Source organism: Paenarthrobacter sp. DKR-5 (assembly GCF_018531425.1).
In the GTDB taxonomy this organism is placed as follows: domain Bacteria; phylum Actinomycetota; class Actinomycetes; order Actinomycetales; family Micrococcaceae; genus DKR-5.
Map to the genome: position 1 here is coordinate 346,467 of NZ_JAHBOI010000004.1, position 13,247 is coordinate 359,713.

The 13,247-nt window shown below is 70.4% G+C and carries 11 protein-coding genes; 6 read left to right on the forward strand and 5 right to left on the reverse strand.

Annotation, left to right across the window (positions count from 1 at the left end; genetic code table 11):
* Window positions 1–19 precede the first annotated feature (19 nt).
* Complete coding sequence (locus KIH31_RS10805; protein ID WP_307857623.1) at window positions 20–910, reverse strand: SMP-30/gluconolactonase/LRE family protein; 891 nt, start codon at window positions 908–910, stop codon at window positions 20–22.
* Window positions 911–1,052: 142 nt separating this feature from the next.
* Here KIH31_RS10805 and KIH31_RS10810 point away from each other — a divergent pair, with 142 nt between their 5' ends.
* Together KIH31_RS10810 and KIH31_RS10815 are read left to right on the forward strand one after the other, a co-directional pair.
* Complete coding sequence (locus KIH31_RS10810; RefSeq protein ID WP_214427116.1) at window positions 1,053–1,889, forward strand: sulfurtransferase; 837 nt, start codon at window positions 1,053–1,055, stop codon at window positions 1,887–1,889.
* 115 nt (window positions 1,890–2,004) lie between these two features.
* Entirely contained in the window at window positions 2,005–2,433 is a 429-nt protein-coding gene (locus KIH31_RS10815) for an HIT family protein (protein WP_214427117.1), read from the forward strand.
* A 33-nt stretch (window positions 2,434–2,466) separates the two neighbouring features.
* Here KIH31_RS10815 and hrpA read toward each other — a convergent pair whose 3' ends face one another.
* On the reverse strand, window positions 2,467–6,450 hold the full coding sequence (gene hrpA, locus KIH31_RS10820; RefSeq protein WP_214427118.1) for an ATP-dependent RNA helicase HrpA: 3,984 nt from the start codon (window positions 6,448–6,450) through the stop codon (window positions 2,467–2,469).
* Between the two features lie 51 nt (window positions 6,451–6,501).
* The gene (locus tag KIH31_RS10825; RefSeq protein WP_214427119.1) at window positions 6,502–7,557 is read right to left on the reverse strand and encodes a Gfo/Idh/MocA family protein; all 1,056 of its coding nucleotides are present in this window, start codon (window positions 7,555–7,557) and stop codon (window positions 6,502–6,504) included.
* A gap of 88 nt (window positions 7,558–7,645) precedes the next feature.
* Between KIH31_RS10825 and KIH31_RS10830 the strand changes: the two genes are divergently transcribed.
* On the forward strand, window positions 7,646–8,176 hold the full coding sequence (locus KIH31_RS10830) for a YbhB/YbcL family Raf kinase inhibitor-like protein (protein WP_214427120.1): 531 nt from the start codon (window positions 7,646–7,648) through the stop codon (window positions 8,174–8,176).
* A gap of 57 nt (window positions 8,177–8,233) precedes the next feature.
* The gene (locus KIH31_RS10835; protein WP_250545812.1) at window positions 8,234–8,899 is read left to right on the forward strand and encodes a DinB family protein; all 666 of its coding nucleotides are present in this window, start codon (window positions 8,234–8,236) and stop codon (window positions 8,897–8,899) included.
* A 38-nt stretch (window positions 8,900–8,937) separates the two neighbouring features.
* On the opposite strand, the gene KIH31_RS10840 is transcribed toward KIH31_RS10835, so the two are convergent.
* Window positions 8,938–9,102: a hypothetical protein gene (locus KIH31_RS10840; protein WP_214427121.1), complete on the reverse strand. Its 165-nt coding sequence runs from the start codon at window positions 9,100–9,102 to the stop codon at window positions 8,938–8,940.
* 81 nt (window positions 9,103–9,183) lie between these two features.
* On the opposite strand from KIH31_RS10840, the gene KIH31_RS10845 reads away from it, so the two are divergent.
* On the forward strand, window positions 9,184–10,158 hold the full coding sequence (locus tag KIH31_RS10845; RefSeq protein ID WP_214427122.1) for a GlxA family transcriptional regulator: 975 nt from the start codon (window positions 9,184–9,186) through the stop codon (window positions 10,156–10,158).
* A gap of 17 nt (window positions 10,159–10,175) precedes the next feature.
* Here KIH31_RS10845 and KIH31_RS10850 read toward each other — a convergent pair whose 3' ends face one another.
* On the reverse strand, window positions 10,176–10,922 hold the full coding sequence (locus KIH31_RS10850) for a winged helix-turn-helix domain-containing protein (RefSeq protein WP_214427123.1): 747 nt from the start codon (window positions 10,920–10,922) through the stop codon (window positions 10,176–10,178).
* A 159-nt stretch (window positions 10,923–11,081) separates the two neighbouring features.
* Here KIH31_RS10850 and malQ point away from each other — a divergent pair, with 159 nt between their 5' ends.
* Window positions 11,082–13,247 carry a 4-alpha-glucanotransferase gene (malQ, locus tag KIH31_RS10855; RefSeq protein ID WP_214427124.1) on the forward strand — a complete coding sequence of 722 codons (2,166 nt, stop codon included), beginning with the start codon at window positions 11,082–11,084 and terminating at the stop codon, window positions 13,245–13,247.

A 13,247-nucleotide genomic window follows, 5' to 3' on the forward strand; every position in this document is an offset into this window, starting at 1 on the left:
GCCCGGCTAAACGGCCGACTCAGCGGCGGCGCGCGGCGTCCGTCGTCGTCGTGCTGATCCGGTAGAGGCTGGTGGAGGCGGCGATGTAAAGGTCGCGCCCGTCGGGTCCGCCAAAGCACAGGTTGCCGACGCGCTCCGGCACCGGGATCCGCTGCAGCACGCGGCCTTCAGCGTCGAGCACCTGCACGGCGTCCTCGCTGGAGGTCCAGATCCTGCCCTCGACGTCCACGCGGAAGCCGTCCGGGACGCCGGGTTCGATCACCGCGAGCGTCCGTCCGTACTTGCAGCGCCGGCCGTCGACGACGTCGTAGGCGCGGATGTGGTGCCGGCCGCCGGGAACGAGCGCGGCGGAGGTGTCCGAGACGTAGAGCACGGACTCGTCCGGGGAAAAAGCGAGGCCGTTCGGGTCCTCCATGTCCATGATCACGGGGTGCAGCTCACCGGTGGCGGGGACGAAGCGGAACACGTAGTGGTCCCGGTACTCGCGCTCACCCGGATGGCCCTCCGCGGGCTGGACGATGCCGTACGCGGGGTCGGTGAACCAAACGGCGCCGTCGGAGGAGACGACGATGTCGTTGGGGGAGTTGAAGCGGACCCCGTTCCAGCGGTCCACGAGCGTCTCCGGCACGCCGTCCACCTCGCGTTCGACGGCGCGGCGGCCGTGCGAGCACTGCAGCACCGTCCCGTCCAGGTCCAGCGTGCGGCCGTTGGTGAATTCCACGTCCTCGCGGTGCACCCGGCAGCTGCCGTCGGCAGGGCGGTATTCCAGGATGCGGTTGCCGGGGATGTCGCTCCAGCGGACCACCCCCGGATCGTCCAGCCAGACCGGTCCCTCGCTCCAGGTGGCACCGGTGGCGACGCGTTCGAGCCGGGCGCCGGGCGGGAGCAGGGATTCTTCGCTGGGGGCCACGGGGGATTCTCCTTTGCCGGGTGAGCAGATGGTGGTGACGCAGGTGGTGGTGACACTGTAGCCCGGCGCAGGGCGCCGGCGGCTTAGAGTGGCTTAACCGCCCACCAGGCGGACAGCAGCGGGAGAACTCCAAGGAGATGAAATGCAGACCCTGATCGACGCCGCCGCGCTCCACCGCCGGATGACCTCCGGCCAGCGCACGGTGATTCTGGATGTGCGCTGGGCGCTGGGCGACCCCCGGGGCCGGGAGCACTACCTTGCCGGGCACCTGCCCGACGCCGTGTACGTGGACCTGGAGACCGAACTTGCGGCGCCGGCCGAGCCGCTGCGCGGCCGGCACCCGCTGCCGGACGCGCAGGCCCTGCAGGAGTCCGCCCGCCGCTGGGGCATCAACGCCGGCGACACCGTGGTGGTCTACGACGACGCGGGCGGCATGTCCGCGGCCCGGCTGTGGTGGCTGCTGCGCGACGGCGGCCTCGAAGAGGTGCTGCTGCTCGACGGCGGCCTGCGGGCGTGGACGGACGCCGGGTACCCGACGGAGCGCGGGCTGGAGCAGGCCGCCCTGGGGAACGTCGTGCTCGGCGCCGGGGCAATGCCGGCCCTGGGCAGGGAGGAAGCAGGCCGGTTCCCGGCCGACGGCGTCCTGCTCGATGCCCGCGCCGCGGAACGCTACCGGGGCGACGTCGAGCCCGTCGACCCGCGCCCGGGACACATTCCCGGCGCCGTCAGCGCGCCGACCGCCGCCAACCTCTCCGGCTCGGGCCGCTTCCTGTCCGCAGCGGACCTGGCAGCGCGGTTCCGGGACCTGGGCGCCGACGGCACCCGCCCGGTGGCGGTGTACTGCGGCTCAGGCGTCACCGCAGCCCATGAGATCGCCGCCTTGGAGATCGCCGGGATCCGCGCGGCGCTCTACCCGGGCTCTTTCTCGGAGTGGTCCAACCACCCGGACCTTCCGGTGGCGACGGGCTCCGAGCCCTAGGCCCGGGTGGTAGCGTCGGAAAATGCAGTTCGGACGCCCCAAGCCGCCGCCGCTGGGCAAGCCCTTCCCGGGCTTCCCGCCGCCCCGAGGATCCCACGAGACTGAAGGAGCCCCCATGAGCAGCATTTTCACGAAGATCATCAACGGGGACATCCCGGGCCGCTTCGTCTGGAAGGACGACGAGGTCGTCGCCTTCCTCACCGCCGCCCCGATCACCGAGGGCCACACCCTGGTGGTGCCCAGGGAAGAAATCGATTCGTGGACCGACGCCGATCCCGGCCTCCTGGCCAAGGTGATGGACGTGGCCCGCACTGTCGGCAAAGCCCAGGAGGCAGCGTTCGCGCCGCAGCGGATCGGGCTGCTGGCTGAGGGGTTCGAGGTCCGGCACCTGCACCTGCACGTGTGGCCGGCCTACACGCCGAAGGACTTCGACGTGCACTCGGTGGACCGCAACCCGGATCCGGGCGCCATGGACGCCGCAGCGGAAAAGATCCGCAGCGCCCTGCGCGACGCCGGCCATGCGGCATCCGTCCCCGAAGCCTGAGCCCGGCCCGGCCGCTTAGGGCTTCGGGGCCGCTCAGGCGGGAGCGAGCGCCTGGTTCAGGGCCGTGCGGACCCGTTTCTCCGAAACCGAGTAGGCCGTCCCGAGCTCCTGGGCGAAGAAGCTGATCCGCAGCTCCTCGATCATCCAGCGCACCTTCGCCAGCGACGGCGGCAGCGTCGCACCCGCAGCGAGCGCGGCAACCGCGTCGTCGTAGTCGTCCTCGAGCTGCTGCACTACGGCCATGCCGAGTCCGTCGCGCTGCACGTTGGTCGGCAGCTTCTCCAGCCGCTTCTCGATCCCGGCCAGGTAGCGCGGCAGCTGGCTCAGCTGCGCGTACCCGGTGGCGGCAACGAAGCCGGGGTAGACGAGTTGGCGCAGCTGGCTCTTGATGTCGTTCAGCGCGCTGATCAGCGCCAGGCTCGTGGTGCCTTTCAGCGCCCGTTCGATCCGCCGGCTGCTGGCGAGGATCTTCTCCACCACCGCAGTCACGGAGAACACCGTGTCAATCAGGTCCGCGCGGACCCGTTCGTACAGTGCGTCGAATTCGGCCTGGGACCACGGCAGCGCTTCCGGGGTGAGCTTGTCGACCGCAGCCAGCGTGCAATCCTCGATCAGGGAAGCCACGCTGCCGTGCGGGTTCTGGCTGAAGGTCAGCCGCTCGGTGTTGCTCAGGTGCTCCAGCACGTAGCGGGCGGGGGAGGGCACGCGGAGGGCCAGCAGCCGGATGACGCCGCCGCGCATCGCCGCCGCCTGTTCCTCGGCGCTCTGGAACACGCGCAGGCCCACGGCCGTCTTCTCGTCCACCAGTGCCGGAAACCCCGTGACCGTATGGCCGTTGACGCTGCGCTGCACCTGCCGCTGCACAGCCCCGACCGTCCACGCGGTCAGGCCGCTGAGCTCGGCGACAGCCGGTCCGGCACCGGCAGCTTCCGAACCGGTGGTTGCGGTCCCGGCGGCGGCGCGCCCGTTTCCCTTGGAACGGCCGGCGGCGCCGGTCGACGGGACGGCCCGGGCGGTCTTCGGCGTTGCTCCGAGCGATTCGGCAATCGCGCGCCGCACGGCCGGGGCCAGCGACTCCTTCAGGCCGGCGAGGTCCTTGCCTTCGCCGAGCACCTTTCCGGCCGCGTCCACCACCTGGAAGCTCATCCTCAGGTGCGGGGGCACTGCGTCCCAGTTCCAGGAACCGGGCGGGATCACGTGCCCCTTGAGACGGCGCAGCGCCAGTTCCAGCGAGGCTTCGAGCGGATCCGACGCCGGGTCGAAGTCGGCGGCCAGTGCTGAGGCTGCCAGCCGTGCCACGTCCGGGGCCGGCACGAAGTTCTTCCGCACCTGCTTCGGCAGCGATTTGATCAGGGCCGCGATCAGCTCCGCCCGCAGGCCGGGAATCAGCCAGCGGAACGGTTCTTCGTCGAGCTGGTTGAGGAACAGCACCGGGATCCGCACGGTGACGCCGTCGGAGGCAGGTGTTGTCGTCCGTCCGGCGATCGAGGTGCCGGGGGAGAACTCGTAGCTCAGCGGCAGCTCGAAGCCGGCCTGCTGCCACATCCGGGGATAGGCGGACTCGTCGAGGTCCTCCGCGTCCTCGGCGAGCAGCAGGGACTCGTCGAAGTCCAGCAGGTGCGGGTTCTCGTGCCGGGCCTGCTTCCACCACTTGTCGAAATGCCGCTCGGAGACGACGTCGGCGCCGATCCGCTGGTCGTAGAACTCGAACAGCGTCTCGTCGTCCACGCGCAGGTCGCGGCGGCGCATCCTGGTCTCGAGTTCCTCGACGTCTGCGAGCAGGGCGCGGTTGCGGTGGAAGAACTTGTGGTGCGTGCGCCAGTCGCCCTCGACCAGGGCGTGCCGGATGAACAGCTCGCGGGCCAGGACCGGGTCGATCCGGCCGTAGTTGATGCGGCGCTGGGCGACGATCGGGACGCCGTACAGGGTGACCTTCTCGTAGGCCATCACCGAGCCCATGCGCTTGGACCAGTGCGGCTCGCTGAAGCTGCGCTTGAGCAGGTGCCCGCCGACTTGTTCGGCCCAGAGCGGATCAATGCGCGCCGCGACCCGGGCCCAAAGCCGGCTGGTCTCCACCAGCTCGGCCGCCATCACCCAGTCCGGGGACTTCTTGAACAGCGCGGAGCCCGGGAAGACCGCGAACCGGGTCCCGCGGGCGCCCGCGTACTCGTTGCGCTTCTCGTCCCGCAGGCCGATATGGCTGAGCAGGCCCGCAAGCAGGCTGATGTGCACCGCATCATGGCTGCCCACCGGGTCCACATCGCGGCTCTTGTCCAGCTCGATGCCCAGCGGCTTGGCCATCTGGCGCAGCTGGGCATAGAGCTCCTGCCATTCGCGCAGCCGCAGGTAGTTCAGGAAGTCGGTCCGGCACAGCCGGCGGAACTGGGTGGAGGAGAGCTCCCGCTGCTGCTGCTGCACGTAGTTCCACAGGTTCAAATAGCCGGTGAAGTCCGAATTCTCGTCCTTGAACCGGGCGTGCTTCTCGGCGGCCTGCTGCTGCTTGCTGCCGCTGTCCGCCGAGGGCCGCTCCCGCGGGTCCTGGATGGTCAGCGCGGCGGCCAGCACCATCACTTCCCTGGCGCACCCGCGCCGGCCCGCCTCGACGATCATCCGGCCCAGCCGCGGGTCCACCGGCAGCCGGGCGAGCTGGCGGCCGGTCTCGGTCAGGCCCGCCGGCGCCTCGGCACCGTTCCGCGCAGAAGCGCCGCTGCCGGGCGCGGCGAGGGCGCCGAGTTCGCGCAGCAGGGTGACCCCGTCGTTGACGGCCTTGGCGTCCGGCGGTTCGACGAACGGGAAGTCCAGCACGTCCTTGGGCCCGGTGGCGACGCCGATCGCGGTCATCTGCAGGATCACGGCTGCCAGGTTGGTGCGCAGGATCTCCGGGTCGGTGAACCGGGGCCGGGCCTCGAAGTCCTCCTCCGAGTACAGCCGGATGGCGATGCCGTCGGAGACACGGCCGCAGCGGCCCGAGCGCTGGTTCGCGGAGGCCTGGGACACGCGTTCAATCGGCAGCCGCTGGACCTTCGTTCGGTGCGAGTACCGGGAGATCCTCGCGGTGCCGGTGTCCACGACGTACTTGATGCCCGGCACGGTGAGGGAGGTTTCGGCCACGTTCGTGGCCAGCACAATCCGCCGCTTGCCTCCGGGGGTGAACACGCGGTGCTGCTCGGCCAGCGACAGCCGGGCGTACAGGGGCAGGATCTCCGTGCCGGCCAGCCGCCGGTTGGACTGGATGCGTCCCTTGAGCGCCTCGGCCGCGTCGCGGATTTCGCGCTCGCCGGAGAAGAAGATCAGCACGTCTCCCGGGGCTTCGAGGGCCAGTTCGTCGACGGCGTCGCACACCGCATCGAGCGGGTCCCTGTCCTCCTCGAGCTCGTCGTCGTTGGCTTCGTCCGCGTCCTCGGCCGGCTGGTTCAGCGGACGGTAGCGGATTTCCACCGGGTACGTCCGGCCGGAGACCTCGACAATGGGGGCCGGTCCGGCAGTGCCGGCGAAATGCGCGGCGAAGCGCTCCGGGTCGATGGTGGCCGAGGTGATGATCACCTTCAGGTCCGGCCGCTGCGGCAGGATGCGTTTGAGGTAGCCGAGGATGAAGTCGATGTTCAGGCTGCGCTCGTGTGCTTCGTCGATGATGATGGTGCTGTACCGGCGCAGCAGCTTGTCCCGCTGGATTTCAGCCAGCAGGATGCCGTCGGTCATCAGCTTGATCTTCGTGTTCTTGCCGACCTCGCCGGTGAAGCGGACCTGGAAACCGACCTCCTGGCCAAGCTCGACGTCGAGCTCCTCGGCAATGCGTTCGGCCACTGTGCGCGCCGCCAGCCGCCGCGGCTGGGTGTGTCCGATCAGCCCCTTGTCCGCGAGACCCAGCTCGAGGCACATCTTGGGGATCTGAGTGGTCTTACCGGATCCGGTTTCTCCGGCGATGATGGTGACCTGGTTGGCGGCGATGGCGGCCATGAGATCCTCGCGGCGCTCCGAGACCGGCAGCTCGGGAGGATAGGAGATATGCAGAGGCATGGTTCCCCCAGTCTATCGAGCCCGGTCGGGGCTTCTCCGCCCCCGCGGGGCTCAGCCGCCGAGCACGTCGGCAACGCGGACCGTGCACCCCTCGGCGGCGGCACGGGCGGCCGCCTCGACGACGGCCAGCGTGCGGGCGGCGTCGGCGGCTGTGACTGCGGGCGCCGCTTCCCGGCGGATCACCGCGGCGAAGTGCCGCAGCTGGTTCGTATAGGAGTCGCCGGCTTCCTTCGCTTCGAAGCGCAGGCTCAGCGGCCGGGTCCAATCCGACGGACCCTCGTGGTAGTAACGGCCCAGCTGGGGAAAGCTCAGGGAGGCCTCGGTGCCCGCGATCGAATAGCAGAAGGAGGTGGGGTTGTAGGGGTAGGTCGGGTCGTCCTCGGTCGCCTGGTCCCACCCCCACGGGGCGGTGGCGGCGTCGGAGGCAATGAAGGAACCGAGCGCGCCGGATTCCGTCTCGAAGACCACCCCGGCGGTGTCCTCGACGTCGAAGCCGCGGACGCTGTTGCTGGTGCGGGCCTGGATCGAGACGATCTCCCCGCACAGGTGCCGGATCAGGTCCAGGTCGTGCACGAGGTTGATCAGCATCACTCCCGCGCCCGGCTCGCGGCGCCAGACCTGGTCGAAATAGGAGTCGGCCTTCTTCGTCAGCCACATCCCGTTGACCGCGACGATGCGGCCCAGGCCGCCGTCGCCGATCAGCCGGCGCGCTGCCCGGACGGCCGGATGATGGCGCCGGTGGTGGCCGACGAGCAGGGGAGTGCTGCTCCGGCCCGCGGCGGCGACGAGGTCCGCGGCCTCGGCGTAGGAGGCTGCGGCCGGCTTCTCCAGCAGCACGGGCACGCCGGCGTCCAGGCAGTCGACGGCGGTGGAGACGTGGAAGGCGTTCGGGTTGGCCACGATCACGGCGTCCAGCTTCTCCATCCGCAGCAGCTGCCGGTGGTCGGTGAAGTGCGGCACTCCGGCATCCTCGGCCAGGGCAGTGGTGTAGGGATCCGCGACTGCTGCCAGCTCGGTCTGCTCCTCGCGGGCGAGGAAACCGGCGTGCGCGCGGCCCATGATGCCTGCTCCGATAATGCCGATCTTCAGGGGCTGGGTGCTGGCCATGGAACTCCTCTGCGCGACGTCGGGCCGATGCCGGTACGCTAGCAAACATCTGCGGCCCCGCAGCACCGGTTTCGACAGGAGATGTGGTATGAGCAACAACCCGTTCGCGCGGATGCCTGATGTTCCCGCGCTGACCGTCACCAGTACCGACGCCACCGAGGGAGCGCCGCTTGCGCCTGCCCAGATGTCCGGCAAGATGGGCGTGCCCGGCGGGCAGGACGTCTCACCCCAGCTGAGCTGGTCGGGCGCGCCGGAGGGCACCAAGAGCTTCGCCGTCACCGTCTACGACCCGGATGCCCCGACGCAGTCAGGGTTCTGGCACTGGGCCGTGGCCGACATCCCCGCGTCGGTGACGGAACTGGCCGCCGGGGCAGGCGCCGCCGACGGCTCCCAGCTGCCGCAGGGCGCGCTTCAGCTCGGCAACGACGCCGGCTTCGTCGGGTTCGCCGGCGCCGCGCCGCCTCCCGGCCACGGCCCGCACCGCTACTTCATCAGCGTGCACGCCGTCGACGTCGAGTCCCTCGGACTGCCCCGGGATGCAACGCCGGCAAACCTGGGCTTCAACCTGTTCTCGCACACCCTCGCGCGCGGCACGATCGTGGCCACCGCGGAGCAGTGACCGGAGTCCGCCGGCGGTGCACGTAGGCCGCGCTGGCCCTGCGGGAGCCGCCGGAGCATGATGGGAGCACCCGGCGGCGCCGCCGGAGGATCGGGCCTGAGGGAGCGGCCCGGAGGAGCGGGCCAGAGGGAGCGGGCCGGAGCAGGAGGAACCGTGGACGTCGCCAAGGAACTCATCAACCAGCTGGACTGGCATTGGAACAACCAGCTGCGGCCGAGGCTGGAGGGCCTGACCGACCGGGAGTACTTCTGGGAACCCGCGCCGGGGACCTGGAGCCTGCGCCACCGCGGTACCAGCGATGCGCCGATTTCGGTCGGCGGCGGCGCCATGGCGCTGGACTACGCCTTCCCGGAACCGGTACCGGCGCCGCTGACCACCATCGCCTGGCGGCTTTGCCACATGCTGGTGGGCGTCCTGGGCGCACGCAATGCGTCCCATTTCGGCGGACCACCCGTGGACTACGAGAGCTACGTCTACCCGGAGACGGCCGCGGCAGCGCTGCAGCAGCTCGACGAAGCCTACGCGCGCTGGCTGGCCGGGGTTACGGCGTTGGGATCCGAGGGGCTGGAGCGCCCCTGCGGGCCGGCGGAGGGCCCGTGGAGCGAGGCTGCGATGGGCACCTTGGTGCTGCACATCAACCGTGAGGTGATCCACCACGGCGCCGAGGTGTCCTTGCTGCGCGATCTGTACGTTCACGAGCACGTGCCGCACTACCGGCGCTGAACCGGCAGCGCGGCACCTGCGTGCAGCGCCGTCGCCGGTTACGGCAGGTGGAGGAAGGTGCCGCTGGGAAGCGCGTCATCCCGCCAGGGACGCTCGGAGCGCTCCTCGGGTGTGTGGCCGCGGCCGTCGCGGATCACATCGGAGACCGCCGCAGCGACGCCGATGATGGACAACAGAACCAGGATCGAAAGGAGGATTTCCATAACTCCATGGTTCGCCCGGCGCCCCTCCGAAAGAAGTGGCAGAAATGCCCCCTTTCGACAATTTTCTGCCATACTGAAGGCATGCTCAGATCAGTGGCAGTGATCGTTCTGGAAGGCACCTCGCCGTTCGAGTTCGGGGTCGTCTGCGAGGTCTTCGGCATCGACCGGTCAGGCCGCGGCACAGGGGTCCCGCGGTTCGACCTGCGGGTGTGCACGCCGGTACCCGGGGCAGTGGGCACCAAGACCGGGTTCAGCATCAACGTCGAGCAGGGACTCGAGGCCGCGGCCGACGCCGACCTGGTGGTGATGACACCCTACGGAGGGGAACGGCCGCTGCCGGAGGAGGTGCTGCAGGTGCTTCGCGGCGCCGCCCGGCGCGGGGCGTGGGTGATGTCGATCTGTTCGGGCGCCTTCGCGCTGGCCGAGGCGGGGGTTTTGGACGGCCTGCGCTGTACCACCCACTGGCAGTATTCGCACCTGCTCGCGGAGCGTTACCCGCGCCTTCGGGTCGACGAGAATGTGCTCTACGTCCAGGACAGCCGGATCATCACCAGCGCCGGGACCGCGGCAGGAATCGACGCCTGCCTGCACCTGGTGCGGACCGAGTTCGGGGCCAAGGTGGCCGCCGCCATGGCGCGCGACATGGTGGTGCCCCCGCACCGGGACGGCGGCCAGGCCCAGTACATCGACCGGCCCGTGCCGGAGGCCGGGTCCGAGCCGATGGAGCAGCTGCTGGTGTGGATGGGCGCGCACCTTGACCGCGAACACCCGGTCCCCGAACTTGCCGCGCGGGTGCACATGTCCCCTCGCACCTTCGCCCGCCGGTTCCGGGCGGAAACCGGCGCCACTCCGGCGGCCTGGCTGAATGCCCAGCGCGTGCTGCGGGCGCAGGAACTGCTGGAGGAAACGGACTTGTCCGTGGACGAGGTGGCACGCGAAGCCGGGTTCGGGCAGGCCGTGTTGCTGCGGCACCATTTCGGCCGCCAGCTGAACACGAGTCCGCAGGCGTACCGGCGGACCTTCCGCGGCCAGCTGGCGGTCCAGCGGCCCGCCTAAACGGTTCCGAGCCGCGCCTAAACGGTTCCGACCAGCCGGGTGCGGTGATCGTAGTGGAAAGTTGCGGTCCCGCCGTCGTGGTGCAGCTCGATGTTCCCGCCGTTGAAGGCTCCGAACGCGCCGTAGTTCTCGTCCCAGGACCGGTTCAGCGCCACCTTGTACTCGTAGCGTCCCGGCGCCAGGTCGACGGCGAGCTTCCAGATCCCGTCGGCCTGGTCCAGAGCCATCTGGGCCTGGTCAGCGTCCGGCTGCCAGTCCGCGGGCGCGCCGAGCAGGGCGTTGAAGCTGCCCGCGATGCTCACTGCCGCCGGCTGCTCGACGTCCGGCTCCTCCGCGGTTTCCGGCGCATCCCCGGCCAGCGCCTCCTCCAGCACCGCATCTTCCGGCACCGCCGCTTCCAGTGCCGGTTCCTCCTTGCCGGCTGCGGCAGAGCCGGTTCCCTTGAGCGCGTCGGCGAAGCGTTCGGCGTCGCTGAAGGAGGCCAGTGCGGCACGACCGGCCTCGGTGACCGTCCATGCCCCGCGGCCCTTCACCAGCCAGCCGGCTTTCACGAGCTTGGTGCTGGAGCTGTTGAGCGTCTTCTGTCCGCGTGGAACGCCGCCGGAAAGCAGTTCGCTTTCCTGCTCGTTGAGCGGGAACCGCTCGATGACGCGGATCAGCACGTCGTTTCCGGTGAGCTTTTGCTCCGGGGCTTCGGGCCCGGCGAGGACCTCCAGGATTCCCTTCAAACGCAGGGCGGTGTTCTTGGCAGTGGTGTTGCTCACGGTCGCGTTCCTCTTAAACATGGTGCTGCATGGGGTCTCGTTACACCGTCAAAGGTACGAGCCCGCGGCCCTACGGCCCAGTAACCGCCCCGCCCGGCGTTTTGCCCGCGTGGACCGGCACCCTGTCACAGCCGGGAGGCCGGCGCATAGAGTGGGCCCATGGCGGAGGACACAGGTCGTAACGAAGAGGACCCGGCAACGAACGCGCTGCGGGAGCTGGCCGAGGCCAGCGGGGTCGGCACGTCGTTCCGCGGCTGGGACGGCAGCGAGCACCTGGTCGGAGCCGGGACCCTGCACCGGGTCCTGGACGCGCTCGGGGTTGCCTCCCGCACCCCGGAGGACGTCCGGACCTCCCTGCACAACACGGTGCTGGATCCCTGGCGGCGGCTGCTGCCGCCCGTCGTCGTGCTCCGGGAGGGCCAGGAATTCCACGTTCCGGTGCATGTTCCGCACGGAAGCGCAGCGCGAGTCTGGGTCACGGCCGAGGACGGCAGCCACCACGAGGTGCTGCAGCGCGATGACTGGGAGGAGCCGAAAGAGGTCGACGGCGTCCTCACCGGCCGTGCCAGTTTCGCCGTCCCCGAGTACCTGCCGCTGGGCTGGCACACCCTGCACGCGGAGAACGGGGGCGCCACCGCGAGCTGCCCGCTGGTGGTCACGCCCGGCCGGCTGGCCGTCCCCGCGGGCTCCGGCGGCCGGCAGTGGGGCCTGATGGCACAGCTCTACTCGGTGCGCTCGGCGCGGTCCTGGGGCATCGGGGACTTCGCCGACCTCGCGGAGCTGGCCTCTTTCGCCGCCGCGCAGCACGGCGCCGGGTTTGTGCTCGTCAATCCGCTGCACGCGGCCGAGCCTTCGCCGCCGGTGCAGCCCTCGCCGTACCTGCCCGCGACGCGCCGGTTCTTCAACCCGCTCTACATCCGGGTGGAGGACATCCCCGAATACGGCTACCTCACGGGCAGCGGGCGGTCCGCCGTCGAAGCGCTGGCAGCACGGCTGCATCCGGACAACCTGCGTGCCGACGCACTGGACCGGGACAGCGCGTACGGGGCGAAACTCGAGGCGCTGGAAAAGGTCCACGCGGTGCGCCGGTCCGCCGCGCGCCAGCGCCGGTTCGAGAAGTTCTGCGCGGCGCAGGGAGCAGGGCTGGAGGATTTCGCCCTGTGGTGCGCGCTCGCGGAGCGGTTCGGCCCCGACGCCGGGCGGTGGGACGGCGGCATCCGTGCCCCCGGCGCGCCGGAAACGCAGGGCTACAGGGAAGAGCTCGCCGGACGCATCGGCTTCCACCGCTGGCTGCAGTGGATCTGCGACGAGCAGCTGGAGGCAGCCCAGCGGACCGCGCGCGAGGCGGGCATGGGCATCGGGGTGATGCACGACCTCGCGGTCGGAGTGGACCGCGGCGGCGCTGACGCCTGGGCCCTGCAGGGGGTCCTCGCGGAGGGCGTGACAGTAGGAGCGCCGCCGGACATGTTCAACCAGCAGGGGCAGAACTGGCAGCAGCCGCCGTGGCATCCGGGGCGGCTGGCGGAATCCGGCTATGCCGCCTACCGGGACATGCTGCGCACCATCCTCCGGCACGCCGGCGGCATCAGGGTGGACCACATCCTGGGCCTGTTCCGGCTGTGGTGGATTCCCGACGGCTGCGGCCCCGGCGAAGGCACCTACGTGTACTACGACCACGAGGCACTGATCGGCATCCTGGCGCTCGAAGCCCAGCGGGCCGGGGCCGTCGTCGTCGGCGAGGATCTGGGTGTTTTCGAGCCGTGGGTGCGGGACTATCTGTCCGAGCGCGGCATCTTCGGGACCTCGATCCTCTGGTTCGAGCGCGACGACGGCGTTCCCGTGGCACCGGAGGAGTACCGGCGGGAGTGCCTGACCAGCGTCAATACCCACGACCTGCCGCCCACGGCCGGCTACCTGGCCGGCGAGCACGTGGACCTGCGCGAGTCGCTGGGCCTGCTCAACCGGCCGGTGGAGCAGGAGCGGGCCGAGGACGCGGCGGACCGGGAGCAGGTGCTGGACCTCGTTCGGAGCCGCGGGCTGCTGGCAGACGGAGCGGACGAGCGGGAGACCATCGAAGCGCTTTACGCCTTCACCGCGCTGACGCCGTCGGCGTTGCTGGGCGTCGCTCTGGTGGACGCGGTGGGGGAGCGGCGCACGCAGAACCAGCCGGGCACACTCGACGAGTACCCGAACTGGCAGGTTCCGCTCGCGGGCCCCGACGGAAAGGCGGTGCTGGTCGAGGACCTCGCGGGCAACGAGCGGTTCGCCTCGCTGATCAGGGCGCTGCGCCGGGAAATGGAAAACCCCGCCACCGGCCTGCGGTGA